The following is a 16,770-nucleotide window of genomic DNA, read 5'->3' as shown; positions in this document are numbered from 1 at the left end:
GCACAACCTCCGCTCGCTCACGGCCGGGTGACGTTCCATCAATCCTCGGAGCGCCACCCTGAGCCAAAAGGGTCGAGCTTGGCCATGTGATGGACCTCTTTGATGATGTCGATGTCCATCACCAGCTCGCCAATCTTCTGCTGGAGCTTGGCGATTTGGGCATCCTTGCGCTCCATCTCTTCCTTCGGCCGGCTCTTCAGCCCGTTTTCACCCGCATCCAGGAAGGTCTCGTACCACTGCTCAATCTCGCCGGGCTTGAGGTCGTACTGGCGCGCAGCCTCGTTCACCGTGGTCTCTCCGCGGATAATCTGCAGCACCAGTGCGGTACGACGCTTCGAGGTCCAACGCTTGATGTCTTCAGGTAACTCTTCGCTCATCTCACCCTCGTAAACTGACGTCCTGACCAACACCCAGCCCGATTCTGACAGGTTTGGCTTGGCCAGGCACCATTGTCATAAGGGTGGCTTGATTGTCAGGGGGGCAGAATACTGTGATACCTCCGGCGCCTGCGTTGCCACGCTCGCAGATGGCATCGGTAGGCTGTTCAGCCGTATTGCTGGCGGGGCCTCTGGGGGGGCGGGTGTGAAGTACGTTGATTCTGGAGAGGCTCTTGCCGGCAAGCCTGTCTCTTCGGGCGAATTGATTATGAATAAGTAAAAAAAAGCCCCCCGGCGTACCGAGGGGCTTTTAGCTTATCTGGCTTTGTGTTTACCGCGCGCAGTAGCCGAATTCGCATGCTCCCGCGCCGAAGGTGCAATCGGTGTCAGAAGAACAGCTCATAGTGCACACGCCGCTAACACATGTCGCGCCGGGGCCGCATTGGTTGGGCCCGGTGCATTCGGGCCCGGGGCGGTAGTCCGGTTGGCAGACACCCTGGTCGCAAAGCATCTGTTCGCCACAATCGCTGTTAGACTGGCACTGGTTGTAGCACCAGCCGTTGATGCAGCTTTCCTGGGCGCCGCAGTCGGCCCGGGAGGAGCAGGCCGTCGGGTTCGATGCTGGCTGGCAGACACCGGAATTGCAGCTCTGGCTGTAGGGGCAGTCCAGGTCGTCGGCACATTCATAGTGACAGAAGCCGCGCTGACAGTCTTTGCCAAGCCCACATTGGGCATCGGTGACGCAGAGTTGGTCGACGACCTGGCAGGTTCCCGAGATACAAGACTCGCAGGGGCCGCAGTCACTGCTGGAGCGGCAGCTCAGGTCGGGAGACTCAATCGGCGCACAGGAGCCCGCCTCGGTGCAGATTTCGCCGGTGCGGCAATGCTCGTCGGCCTCACAGCCGAGCCGGCAGCGGCCTCGCTGGCAGGTGGAGCCTTCGGAGCAGTCGGCGTTGGACTGGCAGATACCCACCGCTACGCAGAGGCCGTCTTCACAGCTGGCATTGGGGCCGCAGTCGGCGGCGGTGACGCACTCTTGAGCATCGTCCCGGTCGGGGGAGGGCTCCTCACCGGGGTTGGTTCCCGCATCGTCGGTCGGGCCCGTGTCCTCGAGGTTACCGGCATCAGGTCCGGGCTCGTCCGGATCTTCGCCGGGCTCAGGGGCAGGGCGAGTCGGATCGTCGGGATCGGCGTTGACGCAGGCGCCGCGGAAGCACACGCCGGCGTCGCCGCATTGGGCATCGTCGCTGCATCCTGCGGAGCAATGGCCCTCAAAGCAGGTGGCATCGGTACCGCACTCTTCGTCGCTCTGGCAGGCAATCTGGCAGCTGCCCTGGTCACTGCACAGGCCAAGTTCGCCGCAATCGCTATTGTCGGAGCAGTCGCCACCGATGACACAGCGGCCCTGGTGGCAGATCTCATTGCCCGGGCATTCCAACGAGGCCTCGCATTCGGGGACGCAGAAGCCGTCGAGGCTGCAGAATTGTTGCTCGAAACAATCGCTGTCGACCTGGCAGCGGTCCGCGGGAACACAGGCACCTTCGTCGCAGCGTCGGGAGGGGCAGTCGCTGTTGATACGGCAGGCGGTGATCGTTTCGGGGATATCGATGCAGTAGCGTCCACGCGAGCAGATCTGGTCGGAGCTGCATTCGTTGTCGGTTGCACAGGGCTGGGTGCATGTTCCGAGCCTGCAGATCGAGTCGCCCGTACACTCGGAATCGAACTCACAGGCCGGGCATTCGCCAGCTACCGAGCAGTCCACCTCCTGGTTGCTGCGATCGTCGCAACCCAGGCAGCCCTGGGAGAAGAGTAGAAAGAACAGGGAGAGGGCGACCCACCGTGCGGTCGTGGTGAGAGCCGACGCCGAAGTGGTGGCATGTGGTGGGGGTGAGGCGAACGTCGACATGGTCGATCTCCACTCAGAAGGGGTTGGTCAAAAGCGCTGGTGGTCGCTGTACATGAGGCGAGCCCGGCAGGCCAGTGCGTGTCCATTCGACGCGATAATCTCCGGGCTATTCATTCCCACTCTTAAACCAGGGGCGCAGTGGAGGGCAGGTGGAAGACGATCGTTCGGAGATGAAAATTATCCTTGTAATCTGAAGATAAAGGTGCAAAAACGACGTCTCGTTACACGGACGAAAAGATTCGGATTAAGGCCACGAGTGCCCTGATCTGTCGGACGCCACCGGAGTCCCGGAGTTATCCCGGGTGCGTTCGGACCATCTGGAGGCGTTATGCGCTTATATGGCGGACAAGTACCGGTCATCGCTGAAGAGATCATTCGCACGCTGACCCGCGGCGGAGATCTGGAGATCGCTTCGGAGAATCTTCCCGAGGTTGAACTCGATATCCAGTCGGTTCTGCGCGAATTCATTCGCCTGGATCGCGAGCTTACCGAACGGGCCAAGGATATTGCCATTAAGTATGGTGATAGCAGCGTTGGTCGTGAAAAACGAAAGCTGGCCAAGGCCAAAGGTCTTGAACTCAGCGATGATCCTCTCGGCTACATTATCTCCCAGATCATTGAGACCTTCTTCCACTCGAACTTTGTCGATGAGGTCTACTCGACGGACAACGACTTACGACGCAAGATCAGCCCGATTCTCAAGCGTCATACCAACGTTCAGGAAGAGCTCGATCAGGAAGTTCGCGGTAAGATTAAGAACCTGGAGGAGGGTTCGGCGGCCTGGGAGATTGAGTACGAGAAGGTTATGGGCAACCTTAAGCGCCTCAAAAATCTTGAGTAGCCTCTCGCTCAGAGCGCACGTTTTGGAGACCGGCCGATGGCCGGTCTTTTTTTGTTTTAGTTCCAGGCCTGGGGGGCGTCGGGGTTGAGCATCCGCTCGCGATTTCGCGACCACCAGCGGGACCAGTAGCGGTGCGCGTGGGCGGGGGTCTGGAAGTCACGGGGAGCCCACCGCCCGGTCCACGAGCTGATGATATGGCTGAGGTTCATGGCCACCGCCGGGTGCAGCGTGGGGAGGGTCGCGATAAGTGTGTCGATGCGATGAAGGTCGCCCCAGGTGACATCGGGTTGGAGGGTATGGAGCGCTTCCTGGAGCCATTGCTCGCGAGGCAGCTCGTGATGGCTGCTCCACCAGTGTTGCCACCGGGTCAGGGCCTGAGTGCGTTGCGTTTCGCTGGCGAGTTGCCAGTCCAGGTCGTCGACACGGGCGGTGATTCGGTAGAGGAGGCTCGCCAGCGCGGCCCGCAAGCGTGGGGGCGCCGAGGGGAGCTGATCGAGGATGGGAAGCACGAGTTCCGGGGAGAGATCGTGACGCAGGCTCTGGGCGGCCCAGAGGCGTTCCTCCAGGGGGAGCTCGGGGTTGAAGAGGCGCTCACGCGCTACGGTGAAGGCCGCCGGCGTGGAGGCGGCCGCCAGGGTACGGTAGAGGCTCTGGCGCTCCTCACTGGGAAGCTCAGCGCTATGGAGGTGTTGCGCGATGGCGCGGGCGGCGGCCTGGGTACGGGGGGGGAGTTCCTGGAGCAGCTCCAGGGCGCGGGCTCGAAGTTCTGGAAGGGGGTCGTTGAGGCTATGGTAAAGCACCAGCTCTCCGGCCAGCGGAGGGCGCAATTGCTGGAGGAAGTCGAGCGCCCGGGCCCGGAGCTCGGGATCGGTGTGGTCCAGGGCCGGTCGAAGGGCCAGGGCGCGGGCAAGGACGCGTTGATCGTTCCACTCGTACCAGGGCCAGCGGGGGCCCCAGTCCTGGCAGCCTTCCAGGCGGTCGTTGAGAGGGCAGCCGATGCGCACATGCAGGTGGTCATCGTGGGGCGGGGCGTCGGTGGGTTGATGAAGGACCGAGGCGGCGCGTTCGATGAGCTCGTCGGGCTCGCCGATAGACACGGCATGGGCGAGCATCTGTTGCTTGAGGGCTTCGCTTACAAAGAGCCACTGGACGCGAATCTCGGGGTCAGTGAGAAGCGCGCGGGTTAAGGCCCAGTTGCGGGCGACATCGAACTGAAGGGGATAGCCGCGGGCGCGGCCGTCGTCTTCGAAGGTGATGAGATCCGGGGTGGGCACCGAGCGCCCCTGCTCGTCGAGCGCGTAAAAGGCCAGGTCAGCGTCACGGCCGGCCTGATGAGAGCTGCTCCAGGGGATGGGGCCGCCTTCTTTAAACGCGATATTTCCCACGCGCAGAGGGGCGCCGCCGTGCTCCCGGGCGACCTCTTCGGCGGCGCGCAGCAGCGCGTCGATGATTTCGTGCGTCCCGAAGTGCGTGTTGCGGCTGCGGTGACGTTCAATAATGCTGTGGAAGGGCCCCTCGGCGTCGAGGGTGGCCGGTTGGAGCAGGCGCCCCTGGCGGATGGTTCCCAGCGAGAGTGAACCGGTGGGGGTGCGCTCGGGATCGAGGATGGTCGCCGCATCCAGGGGTTCGTAAGGCAGGCTCCAATAGCCCCCGACGCTCTCGGCGCCGGTGGCAACCGCGTGGTCGACGCTGGCGAGGGCCGCGGCGAGTGCGACGCTCAGGTCGGCTTGAGCCCGGGCGTTGCGGGCAACCGATGCAAAGTCCGGTGCCGGTGGCGCAAGCTCGGCCGGCTCCAGCGCTGGCGCCGGCACGTGTTCTGGTGCGCTGGCCTGCAGCGGCGCGCCGGGCGTGGCGCAGCCTGCCAGCAGGAGGAGCAGGGGAGCAAAAGCGTGGGGGATGCGCATAGAGGCGATTGGGGCCAGGAGAGGAGTTCCGTTGCGGGGCGTTCCCGGGTAGGGTCGGGAAAGCGCCGCATGCAGGAATCATAAAGTGTTGGTGGAAGTGCGGCAACCGGGTCGAGAGCCGATTCGGTGATGGACGAAATTAAGCGCGAGCACAAAAAAGACATGAGAGAACGCGGATATACAGGGGCCTGGATTGCGGTGTTGGCGCTGGCTCTGGTGAGTGCGCTACTGGGATGGGCACGGCTGTCGGGATTGCCCGACCTCGGCGTGACGATCGGCCCTGATCTGACTATTCGGCAGGTGGCCGTGGAGCGCTCTCCGGCCAGCGAAGCTCAGAACTTTCAGCGCGGAGACCGGCTGGTCGCCGTCGAGGGCATGACCCTGGAGGACCTGCGGCATCTGCGGGCGCTCCTGCCGGCGATGACGGAAGGGGCGTCGAGTGTGGCCTCAGAGGGCGGCGAATCGAAGGTGCTCAACTATCAGATCTTGCGGCCCTTGCACCGCTTCTCGGTGACAGTGCAGGGCGAGGGCTTTGATCCGACCCAGCTTCCTCCGGGAGTCGAGCCTACGGACCGTCTGGTGGAGATCGACGGGCGGATCTTGCCGGGGAAGGTCGGGCCGGAGGGGCTGCGCAGCGTGGTCGCCAGTCGCAGCGATGCGCTGCTGGGGCTGGAGCGCCCCAACGCGATCTTCTCCGGGCAGATGCGCGTGGGAGAGGCCCGGGTACACACCGGCCTGTTGCTGACCTTCGGGTTGGCGTTGATCGCCGTACTTCTGCTCTGGTGGCGCAGCTCGGAGGTGCTGCCGCCTCGCTCGGCCTATCTGATCGCGCTGGAGACGGTGGGGCTGGCCTGGCTTTACTTGATGGCCTACGGCTACCAGTGGCTTCTGGCCGATGAGGTCCTGGCCGCCCTTGTGATCGTGAGTTTGGTCATGATGCGCCCGATGGCGATGTACGCCCGTCGCCAGGTCGAGGCGCCGGGGGCGCTCCGCAGCGGGGCCAGTGTGCTGGCGATCGGCGCGGTGGTGTCTCTGGTGCTGGTGACGGCGCTCTACGCGGGGTATCTGGCCAACGTCGAGGTGGCGTTGCATGCGGCGGCCATCCTGGCCGGGCTTTTTGTGATCTACGAGATCAGCGCCCAGGGGTTTGAGTCCGGGGTCAATATCGGGCTCGGGGAGCGCTACGGCTATCTGACCGGTGTGGTGGTGCTGGGGCTCTTTGCCTGTGTGGTGGCAGCGGTGATGGAGCCGGTGGCCTTTGAGGAGGATCGCTGGCGCTGGTTTGCCGTGCTGATCCCCTCGATGGTGTGGTTTGGCGACTACCTCTTCGCGTTGAAGTACGGGGTGCGCTCGGCGTTGGGGGACATCGCCGATGAGCGCTCCCGTCAGGAGCTGCTCTACGGCTATTTGCGTGAGGTGGGGGTGGAGGTTCCCGGCAGCGAGCTGCGGCTGGTTGGGCGGCTGCCCGGTCAGAGTTTTGAGCTGCGTTTTGAGGGCGATGGCGAGCTTCAGGTCGTGCCGGCGCGTCCCGAGGTGGCCGACGCGGTGGATATCCTGCTGGCCGAGGGCTACCAGGTGCCGATGGACGAAGCTGGCGAGGCCCATCCGATGGTCGGGATTGCCGAGGCCATGGCGCTGGCGCTGGCGCAGCGTCTGCCCGCACCCCGGGGCTGTCTGGAGCTCGACGGCGGGGCCGAGATGGTGGTGCTTGGGAGCTGGACGACGTCGCCGCCCGAGGGCATCGCCTACGCTGCGCCGCAGGCCCTGGACGTCGCCACCGCTGCCTGGAGTGCGCCGCTGTGGTCGGCGGCGATGATCGAGCTGCTGGAGGCCGCGGCCGAGGAGCGTCGTCAGGAGTTGGAGGGCGATCAGGGCCCGGATCTGGCCGCGCTGCAACAGGAAATTGACGCTGGCGAGGAGGAGCGCCGAGAGCTCAGCGCTTCGGTGGCGGCCCGGGAGCAGGAGTTGTCCCAGGCGCGCCGGGAGCGCGATCAGGCGCAGGCCGACACCGAACTTTTTCGAATCACCGCGGCCGCCGAAGTCTGGCCGGAGTCGCTGGCGGCGCAGCTGGTGGAGCCGGAGCTGGTCGAGGGGCTGCGCTTTTTGCTGGAGACGCCCGAGCCGATCGCGATCGGCGGGGCCATCGGGGTGGGCAAGTCCATGGTCGGGGCGCTGGTTCATGCGCTCGGCGGCGGGGAGCCCGAGGCGATGCGCGTGCTCACCGCCGGGGAGGCCGGGGCGACCGAGGCGATCGACCTGATCCTTGGCGAGGAGGCCGGCGGGCAGGGGCCGGGGCTTTTGCAAAGCGCGATCTGGGCCGGCGGGCAGGGCACGCTGCTGGTGCGGCGCGCCCAGCTGCTCGATGAGGCGCGAATGGTGGCGCTCTGCCATCAGTGCGAGGAGGCCGGCGTGCGCTTGTGCCTGGCCTTTGATGCCGCCGACGCCGAGGAGCGTAGCGTGCTGGAGGGCTTCTCCGCGGTGATGGAGGATGCGCTGGGCCACCGGGAGGTGATTGTGCCGGCGTTTCGGCGTCGGGGCGGGATTCAGCGCGTGGTGTTGGAGTTCTGGCTTCAGGAGTGGAGCGCGCGCTACGGCAAAGAGGTCGAGGGCTTCTCGCGCACCGCGCTCGATGCGCTGCTGGCCTACAGCTACCCTGGCGAGGTGCGCGAGGCGGTGGAGGTGGTGCGCCTCTCGGTGCTCTGGGCGCGCTATGATGTGATCGACCGTGAAGATCTTCCCACCCGGGTGCGCGAAGCGCGCCCTCTCTAGTGTTGTGAGGGCTGTGTGATGAGGAGGGCCATCTGGATGGGAAGGGGGGCGGCGCTGGTCGGGTCGATGGCGCTGCTGGGGCTCAGCGGGGCGTGCTCCGAGCCTGCGACGCCGGTGGTGGCCGAGCGCCCGGTGCGGGGCGTGACCCCGGAGCTGGCACAGCGCCTGGTGTTGCCCGACTCCCGGCTGCGCGTGCGTCTGATCGGCACCGATCGTCTGGTGGCCGACCGGGCCCGGGTGCTGCTTAAGGGGCAGGTGGAGGGGGGCGATGCCTTTGATGCGGAGCTTGACGTCGAGCTCAAGCGCGAGGGCGACGTGGGAGAGCTCTACGTTGAGCTGGAGGCCGCCGCGCTCTTCTGGCCCCAGGCGCCGTCGAGCGAGGAGTGGTTTGCCCGAGTGAGCATCGCGGTGAGCCTGGGCGATGAGCTCGGGGAGGTGGCCCATGGCGAGCTCCGGGAGCTGCGTTTGCACTTTGTGCGGGAGCTGGCGCCCGAGCTGGCGGTGGTCGGGGAGGCTCCTTCCTTTGTCAACGGCTCGGTGCGTCTGGAGGGGGAGGGAATGCTACGCCCGGAGGAAGGGCAGACCTGGGCGGTGGTGGTGGCCGGCGAGGTCAGCTCGACGCCGGGTGGGCCCCGTGACTTAAGCGGGGAGCGCCTGCCGGTGCGCTGGATGGGGGAGCGCAGCGCGGGTGAGCTGCGCCTGGAGCCCGGGGTCTTCGGGGTGCATCCGGGGAGCTACCAGGTGACGATGCGCCTGGAGAACGTCTCGGCCAATGGCGAGCCAAGGGTGGTCGGGAGCTCGGAGCTGACGCTGGCCGGGGCGCTCCAGCCGACCTTTATCGCCTCGCTCAGCCCTCAAGGGGCCAGCCGCGGTCAGTGGGTGGAGCTGCGGGGGCGCGGGTTTGTGGGCGCCGGGCAGGGCTACGGGATGATCCTGCGCTATGAGGGTGTCTTTGAGCCACGCGACCCGAGTCGGCCTACCCGCAACCTGGAAGGCGCCCGGGCTTTGGAGCGGGCCGCCGATCAGGTGCGCAGCGATGAGCTGCTCTTGCAGGAGGTCTGGTACAGCGTGGAGGGGCGCGATCTCCTCGGACTCGGGGCAGAGCCCGGGACCTTTGAGGGGACGATCTCGCCGCTGCTCTACGATGTTCACGGGGAGACCGTGGGGGTGGCCTGGTCCGGGCGTTTCGAGGTGTTGCCCACCCGGCAGGTGGTCTGGCTGAAGTACCTGCCGGCCTTTACCCGGGCGCTGGAGAGCTTCGGGCTGGGGAACGTCGAGCGGGAGATTCGCGACCGCATCCTCGCGGTGGCGCAGCGAGATTATCAGGGCGTCAATATGGTGTTCGTGGAGGAGGAGCCCGAGGATTTTGCGGCCTACGCGGTGGTGGAAATCGGCGGGCCCGATCCCTCGGGGCATCAGGCTTTTGGGTACGACAACACCTTTAATGATCAGGCCAAGGATACCGGCAACCTGTATCTGAATGACTACCTGGGGGGCATCAACCGCCAGAGCGGGGAGGCGTTTAACGTGCTCTTTGGCGGGGTGTTCGTGGAGTCGTTCACCTTTTATAGCCCGACGCTTACGCCGGGGAACCGGGCGGCTTCTGCGCATTTTGATCGGGTGTTCGGGCCCTTTATGCCGGGCCTGGGCGGGGTCCCGGTTCGCGGCAGCGAGGTGGGAAGCGGGGAGCGTGCTCAGGCGATCGAGGAGGCTGTGCGGGTGGCGGGCAACGTAGTGGGCAACACCCTGGTCCATGAGGTGGGGCATTCGCTGGGGCTGACGCATCTGGTGCAGGACTGGGAGGAGCCGACCATGGTCTTTCATAACCCGGAGCCCGGCGGCTTCATCATGGACGCCGGGGCGGACCGTAGCTTTGAGCAGCGCGCGGAGCTCGAGGGCGAAGGGCCGGCGGTGTTCAACCCGCAGAACCGGGCGTATTTACAAACGATTCTGCCGCTGGATTAACGCGCGCGCGCGGGGAAGAGCGCCGGCGCCGGGGGAAACACGTGCGTACGGCGGTACATGTGCGATTCCCGGGCAAGAAACGCCCCTGTACGGCGGTCGGGAGCGATTCTTGAGCAAGAAACGCCCCTGTACGGCGGTCGGGAGCGATTCTTGAGCAAGAAACGCCCCTGTACGGCGGTCTGGGGCGATTCTGAAAGGAACGTGGGGGGAGGGGGACGCGAACTCCAAAACAAAGCCCGGCCGCCCCAATGTGAGGGCGGCCGGGCTTTATGGCGAGTCGCAGGCAGGTGGCGAGGGGGGCCGGCTCAGAGGAGGTTCTTGAGCCACCCGAAGGCCACGAAGGTGCCCAGGCTGCTGCCGAAGGAGGAGAGGAAGAAGACGAGGAAGACCCGCGCCATGCGGTTCTTCCACCAGCCGCGCCAGTCGGCGATATCGTCGCCGAAGCTCTCCAGGTCGCGCACGCGGGGCGGGGCCAGGAAGGTCTGCACGAAGGCGGTGACCATGCCGGCGCCCACGGTGGGGTTGAGCGAGGTGAGGGGGGCGGCGATGAACGCGGCCAGGATGGTCAGGGGATGGCCCAGGGCGATGAGAGTACCCAGGGCGGAGAGGGTGCCATTGGCGAGGACCCAGGCTACGGCGGCTTCTTGCATTTCGCCGGGATCGGCGCGGAAGAAGCCCAGGACAAACACGGCGATGACCAGGGCCGGGATGATCCAGGGGAGCATCTTCGAGAGGGTCGAGCGGGGGGGGACCACATCGACCTCGGCGACAGCGTCGGGGAGGTCGGCGGCGTTGAGGCGCCGGATAAGCCCGGGGACGTGGGCGGCGCCCACCACCGCGGTGATGCGTTGGCCGGGGGCGTTGCGGATGTGGTGCGCCATGAAGAGATCGCGCTCATCGACCAGCACGGTTTTGACCGAGGGCATCGCGTCCCCGAGCTGGTCGAGGATGGCGCCGATGTTCTGGGACTGGCGGAGTTCGGCGAGTTGCTCTTCGCCGATTTCGTTGCGCTCAAAGAGGCCGCCGGCCAGGCTCATGGCCAGGGCGGAGCGGCGCCAGAAGGAGGTCTTTCGCCAGGCCCGCAGCAGGGTGGTACGCACGTTGCGATCCACGAGTTCGACCTTCAGATCGAGCTCGTTGGCCAGCTCAATGGCCGCGGCCATCTCGGCGCCGGGTTTGACGCCGGTGTAGCTGCCCATGCGTTTCTGAAACGAGGCCAGGGCCAGACGGGCCATTAAGAAGACGAGTTGCCCCTTCTTGATGATCTCGCGCAGGTCGAGCTCGTCGAAGTTCTGCTCCTCGGTCATCGCCCGGTAGCGCTCCTCGTCGAGCTCCACGCAGACGGTGTCGGGTTCTTCGGCGGAGATGAGGCGTCGAACGGTTTCGACCGACTCCTGAGAGATGTGCGCGGTGCCGATGAGGGTGATGGACTTACCATCGACGGTCAGACGGGTGATGTCGGCCTCGGCCTGGGTGGCGAGGGCATCGGCGGGCGGGAGTGGTTCGGGGGTATCGGTCATGAGCGCATCAGCGTTAAAGGTCAGGCCTGCCCGGGCCGGCCGGGGGACAAAGCTAAGGGGCAAGAACTAGCCCAGGGGGCGGCATTTGAACAGGGTCTAGCCGATCAGGCCGGCTTGAATAAAGAACGAGGCGGTTCCGAAGTAGATGAGCAGGCCGCTGGCGTCGGCGATGGTGGTGATCAGCGGGCTGGAGGCGATGGCCGGGTCGATGCGGGCACGCGTCAGGATGAAGGGCAGGATGGTGCCCACCAGGTTGGCCACGAGCACGATGCCCAGCATGGAGAGGCCCACGACGACGCCGAGCATCCAGCCCCCGCGGAAGAGGCCGAGCAGGGCGCTGGCCAGGCCCATGGAGGCTCCCAAACTCAGGCCGACGGCGACTTCTTTACCCACGCAGCTGAGCCACTGGGAGAGGTCGACATCGTCGGTGGCGATGGCGCGGACCATCAGCGTGGCGGACTGGGCGCCGGTGTTGCCGCCGGAGCCGATCAGCAGGGGGATGAAGAAGGCCAGGGCGATGACGGTGGCCAACGTCTCCTCGTAGGCCGAGATGACGGCGGAGGAGAGGAGGTTAACGACGACCAGGATCAGCAGCCAGCCGATGCGTTTTTGGAAGAGGTCGAGGATGGAGCTCTCCCGGTAGCCCTTGGTCAGTGGCGAGACCGCGGCACCTTTGTGGAAGTCCTCGGTGGCTTCTTCTTCGGCGACGTCGAGCACATCATCGACGGTGACGATACCCAGGAGCACGCCGTCGGAGTCGACGACCGGCAGGGCGATGACGTCGTAGCGGGAGAGGGCGCGCACGGCCTCTTCGCGGTCGTCGAAGGCCGAGAGCTTGACGAAGGAACGGTCCATCAGGGAGGCGACGGTATCGTCGGGGTCGGCCAGGATCAGTTTGCGCAGCTCCAGGGCGTCGAGGAGCTGCCAGTCGGGAGCGGTGACGTAGACGATGGAGATGATCTCGGAGTCCCGACCCATCTTACGGATGTGCTGCAGGGCGCGGGCGATCGACCACTGGGGGCGTACCGCCACGTAGTCGGGGGTCATCAGCCGGCCGACGCTCTCCTCGGGGTAGCCCAGGAGTTGCCGGGCTTCGCGCAGGTCTTCGGGGTCCAGGAGGTTGAGCAGGCGCTGGGTGACCTGGCCGGGGAGCTCTTCCAGGAGCTGGGTACGGTCGTCAGGCTTGAGGTTGGTCAGCAGCTCCCGGGCGTGCTCATCGGTGAGATTAGAGAGCAGGCTGTTGGCCTCATCAAAGTCCAGATAGCTGAAGAGATCGGCGGCAAGCTTTCGGGGCAGTGCCAGAAACGCCAGGACCTTTTCGGAGCGGTCCAGGGTGATGAAGGCGTCGGCGATCTCGGCGGTGGGCACGCCGGTCACCGCCAGCCGGACCTGGCTCCAGTGCTTCTCACGGACCGCGGCCTTGAGGGCTTCGGCGAGCTGGTCGTGATCAAAGGGAGTGGAGCTTTCTTCGAGAGACATCGGTGCGAGCCCGGTACACGTCGGAGGGGGAGGTTGGCCACGGCGGTGGTGCAGAGACGGGCCAATGTATCGGCGCGCCTCCGGGTGTCAAGGTGTCGGGCGCGCCCTCTTAAGGGGCCGGGGAGCAGCCTGGCGAGGTCGCCGCGATTTCGGCGCCGGTGGCGTACTGCAGGCGGTAGAGGGTGGCGTAGTGTCCGCCGGCGGCGACGAGCTGGTGGTGGGTGCCCTGCTCCAGAAGCTGACCTTTATGAAGGACCAGGATGCGGTCGGCGCGCTGGATGGTGGAGAGGCGGTGGGCAATGACCAGCGAGGTCTGGCGAGCCAGGAGGCGTTCGATAGCGTCCTGGATCAGGGCCTCGGTGTCGGTGTCGACGTTGGCCGTGGCCTCATCGAGGATCAGCACGTGCGGGTCGCGCAGGATGGCGCGGGCAAAGGCTAGGAGTTGTTTCTGGCCGGCCGAGAGGTTTTGCCCGCGCTCGGAGACCGGGTACTCCAGGCCCCCGTCGAGGCGCTCGATCATCTCGGTGGCGTGGACAAGATCGCAGGCTCGCTGGAGCGCGTCCTCCGAGAGCGAGGCGTCGCCCATCGTGAGGTTTTCGCGGACCGTGTCGCTAAAGAGGAAGACATCCTGGAGGACGACGGCAAAGCGCTGGCGAAGCTCCTGGAGGTCGAGCTCACGGATGTCGACGCCGTTGATCAGGATCTGGCCGCGCTCAATATCGTGATGGCGGGTCAGGAGCTTGATGATCGTGGTTTTACCGGCGCCGGTATGCCCGACGAGCGCGACGCGTTCGCCCGGGTTCACCTTAAAGGAGAGGCCGCGCAGCACCGGATCGTCGCCTCCGTAGCCGAACCAGACATCCTTAAACTCAATGGTCATCGGTCCGGCGGGGATGGGCGAGGGGGACTCGGCCAGGGGGATACGCTCCTGGGTGTCGAGGAGCTGGAAGACGCGCTCGCTGCTGGCCATCGCGCTCTGCAGAAAGTTGTACTTCTGCGCGAGATCGCGGATGGGCACGAAGAATTTCTGCATGTACTCGATGAAGGCCACGAGCACGCCCAGGGTGATCGCGCCCTCCAGGGCCTGGCCGCTGCCGTACCAGATGATCGCCCCGATGGTGACCGAGCCGACGGCCTCGACCACCGAGTAGAGCAGGGCGTCGTAGCGGATCGAACGGATATTGGCGTCGCGGTAGTCGGCGTTGATATCGCGGTACTCGTCGCGGCTGATGTTTTCGCGCACGAAGAGCTGGATGACGCTCATCCCGGTGATGCTCTCCTGCAGGTGGGCGTAGAGGCGCGCAATCTTGACGCGAATCTCCCGGAAGGCCTTGCGCAAAAAGTGCCGAAACAGCGCGGTGAGCCCCAAAAGCACCGGGACGACGACAAAGCTGGCCAGGGCGAGCTGCCAGTTTTTGTAGAGGAGGATCACCACGATGGCGGAGAGGGTGATGATGTCACCGACCATCGAGATCATGCCCGAGGAGAGGGCCTCCTGAAGCGATTCAATGTCGGTGGTCATCCGCGACATCAGGCGGCCGACGGGGTTCTTCTTAAAAAAGTCGGAGGAGAGCCCCTGGACGTGCTCGAAGAGCTCCTGGCGCAGGTCGCGCAGGGCTTTCTGCCCGGCGTACTGCGTGACGTACATCTGCCCGAAGGTCAGCGCCGCCATGGCGGCGATGCTCACCGCGTAGAGGGCCAGCACCTGCCAGAGCCCCTGGAGTTGCCCGGGGACCAGGTAGTCGTCGATGGCGATCTGCAAGAGCCAGGGCTGCGCCAGGGACACCGCGGTGAGCGCGGGCATCGACAAGAGCGAGAGCAGAAAGAGCCAGCGGTACGGCCGCATGTAGCTCCACAGACGGCCGACGATGGAGAGATCGGTGATCTGGCCGAGCTTCTGCTCTTGAAAGGCCGAGCCGATGGCCGCGTCTTTGGGGCGGTCCTGCTTTGCCTGGCGAGTTTTGTTGGGAGTCGGGGCGCTCATGATTCGAGTTGCTCCCTGAGTTTTTGGCGGGCGTACATCTCGGCGTAGAGGCCACCGCGTTGACAGAGTTCGGCGTGGGTGCCCTCTTCGACGAGGCGGCCCTCGTCGAGCACAAAGATGCGGTCGACCCGGGAGAGAGCGTTGAAGCGGTGCGTGATGTGGATCGAGGTGCGTCCGTACATCAGCGCCTTGAGCTGGTCGAGAATGCGGCGCTCGGTCTGGGTATCGACGCTGGCCAGGGCATCATCGAGGATGAGAATGCGCGGGTCGGTGAGCAGAGCACGGGCGATGGTGGTGCGTTGCTTCTGTCCGCCGGAGAGGGTCACGCCGCGTTCGCCGACCAGGGTGTCGAGCCCCTGCTCGAAGTTTTCGAGGTCGGCATCCAGAGCCGCGATCTCAACGGCCTGCGCGATGCGCTCCTCCTGGGTGAGCTCCCGCTCCCCCCCCTCCAACAGACCTTCGATCAGCGCCGCCGTCGGTGCTCGCCGGGTGAGCGACTCATCGAACTGCAGAGCATCGAGGCCGAAGCGGATGTTTTGCCCGATGGTCATCGAGAAGAGGAAGGGCTCCTGGGGGACCACGCCCAGTTCGGAGCGGAGCTGCCGTTGGGGAAGCTGGCGCAGGTCGATGCCTTCCACCCGGATCGCGCCTTCGGTGGGGTCGTAGTGGCGTGCCAGGAGCTTGACCAGGGTGGACTTGCCGCTGCCGGTCTTGCCGACGATGGCCACGGTGGAACCGGCCGGAATCGTAAGCGAGATGTCCTTGAGCACCGGGGAGTCCTCGTAGGCGAAGCTCACCGAGTCGAGTTCGATCGCTCCCAGCCGCTCGCGTTCCTCGGCGGTAGGCAGGGTGAGGGCGTCCTCACCGGGCTCTTTGACCCGGGGCTCGTAGTTTCGTACCTCGCAGACCCGCTCAAAGGCCGCCAGGCCGCGGTGCCAGACGGCAAAGACCCAGCCCAGCGCGATGGTCGGGAAGGCCAGCGCCACCACGTAACCGTTGAACTCCACGAAGGTGCCCAGGTCCATGCTCCCCTCGATCACGCGCCGCGCACCGACGATGAGGACGACCAGGGTGCCAACGTTGGCGATGAGCACGATCATGGCGTTGAGCATGGCGCGGATGCGCGCGAGCCCAACATTTTGCTCGTAGAAATTGGCGTTGAGCGCGCGGTACTCCGCGATCTCACGGTCCTGAAGGGTGTAGGCCTTGATGACGTCGACGCCGCTCAAATTCTCCTGAACGCGCGACGACATGTTGGAGAGCTCGGCCTGGACGACCTTCGTCTGGGTAAAGAGCGCGTGGATGACGCTGCGCATCCCGAAGAGAAGCAGGGGAAGGGGCGCCAGACACCACAGTGTCAGCGAGAGATCCAGGGCGACCATGCGCTGGATGCCGATCGTATAGGCCACGACGGCGTTGACGATGTGCAAGAAGGCGATGGCAAAGAGCAGGCGCACGTAGGTGACGTCGTTGGTCACCCGGCTGGTGATGTCGCCGGTGGGCATGCTCCCGAAGAAGCGCGGGGTCAGGCGCGTAAGATGGGTGTAGAGCTCGTTGCGCAGGTCGAACTCAATGTGGCGGCCCGCGTTAAAGATGGTGGTGCGGCTGTACACCCGGGCGATGCCCGCGCCGATGGCCAGCGCGATGATGATCATCGCCGCGCGCACCACCTCGGAGCGCACGCTCAAGAGGTCGGAGCTCTCGGCGGTGGCCGCGTCGCGCATCAGCTGCACCGCGTGCCCGAGCTGAGCGGGGATGGCCAGCGCGAGACCGTTGGTCAGCAGCAGAAAGACCGCCCCGGCGGCGAAGAGCCCCCGGTAGCGCCAGAAATAGCTCCACAGGATGGCGCGGCGCTCCCGGGCGCAGACGGTGGCGAGCTCGGGAGGGGGCCTCAGAGGCGAAGAACTGGACTGCGACATACGGCAACAACGTGGGCAGGGGAGGCACTCAAATCGAGGAGCGCGGGCAGGGCCGGGCGCCCGGCAAACTAAGAAGAAGCTGCAAACATTTCAACCCGGCATCCGG

At 65.5% G+C, this 16,770-nt stretch carries 10 protein-coding genes; 3 read left to right on the top strand and 7 right to left on the bottom strand.

Annotated features, from left to right (window positions below; all coding sequences use genetic code 11):
• Positions 1–38: 38 nt before the first annotated feature.
• Positions 39–377, bottom strand: coding sequence for a DUF1153 domain-containing protein (locus tag DL240_RS06630; RefSeq protein ID WP_111729082.1), 339 nt, complete (start codon positions 375–377; stop codon positions 39–41).
• A gap of 331 nt (positions 378–708) precedes the next feature.
• Entirely contained in the window at positions 709–2,283 is a 1,575-nt protein-coding gene (locus DL240_RS06625; protein ID WP_111729081.1) for a DUF7107 domain-containing protein, read from the bottom strand.
• A gap of 328 nt (positions 2,284–2,611) precedes the next feature.
• On the opposite strand from DL240_RS06625, the gene DL240_RS06620 reads away from it, so the two are divergent.
• Positions 2,612–3,124, top strand: coding sequence for a DUF507 family protein (locus DL240_RS06620; RefSeq protein ID WP_111729080.1), 513 nt, complete (start codon positions 2,612–2,614; stop codon positions 3,122–3,124).
• 56 nt (positions 3,125–3,180) lie between these two features.
• On the opposite strand, the gene DL240_RS06615 is transcribed toward DL240_RS06620, so the two are convergent.
• Entirely contained in the window at positions 3,181–5,028 is a 1,848-nt protein-coding gene (locus tag DL240_RS06615; protein WP_111729079.1) for a penicillin-insensitive murein endopeptidase, read from the bottom strand.
• 129 nt (positions 5,029–5,157) lie between these two features.
• Between DL240_RS06615 and DL240_RS06610 the strand changes: the two genes are divergently transcribed.
• Together DL240_RS06610 and DL240_RS20675 are read left to right on the top strand one after the other, a co-directional pair.
• Positions 5,158–7,797, top strand: coding sequence for an AAA-type ATPase lid domain-containing protein (locus DL240_RS06610; RefSeq protein WP_111729078.1), 2,640 nt, complete (start codon positions 5,158–5,160; stop codon positions 7,795–7,797).
• 36 nt (positions 7,798–7,833) lie between these two features.
• A complete protein-coding gene (locus DL240_RS20675; RefSeq protein ID WP_158542402.1) occupies positions 7,834–9,762 on the top strand; it encodes a zinc metalloprotease in 1,929 nt (642 codons plus the stop codon).
• Positions 9,763–10,067: 305 nt separating this feature from the next.
• On the opposite strand, the gene DL240_RS06600 is transcribed toward DL240_RS20675, so the two are convergent.
• The 4 genes from DL240_RS06600 to DL240_RS06585 all read right to left on the bottom strand — a co-directional run bounded on the left by DL240_RS06600 (position 10,068) and on the right by DL240_RS06585 (position 16,664).
• Positions 10,068–11,282, bottom strand: coding sequence for a TraB/GumN family protein (locus tag DL240_RS06600; protein WP_111729077.1), 1,215 nt, complete (start codon positions 11,280–11,282; stop codon positions 10,068–10,070).
• 96 nt (positions 11,283–11,378) lie between these two features.
• Entirely contained in the window at positions 11,379–12,761 is a 1,383-nt protein-coding gene (gene mgtE / locus DL240_RS06595) for a magnesium transporter (RefSeq protein WP_111729076.1), read from the bottom strand.
• A gap of 109 nt (positions 12,762–12,870) precedes the next feature.
• The gene (locus tag DL240_RS06590) at positions 12,871–14,745 is read right to left on the bottom strand and encodes an ABC transporter ATP-binding protein (RefSeq protein ID WP_111729075.1); all 1,875 of its coding nucleotides are present in this window, start codon (positions 14,743–14,745) and stop codon (positions 12,871–12,873) included.
• Positions 14,742–16,664: an ABC transporter ATP-binding protein gene (locus DL240_RS06585; protein WP_111729074.1), complete on the bottom strand. Its 1,923-nt coding sequence runs from the start codon at positions 16,662–16,664 to the stop codon at positions 14,742–14,744. The genes DL240_RS06590 and DL240_RS06585 overlap by 4 nt, the downstream gene beginning before the upstream one ends.
• Between the last annotated feature and the right edge of the window lie 106 nt (positions 16,665–16,770).

It is taken from the genome of Lujinxingia litoralis, from assembly GCF_003260125.1.
GTDB classification, from domain to species: domain Bacteria; phylum Myxococcota_A; class Bradymonadia; order Bradymonadales; family Bradymonadaceae; genus Lujinxingia; species Lujinxingia litoralis.
Note: the sequence above shows the minus strand (reverse complement) of the source record. Positions and strands in the feature narration are given on the sequence as shown.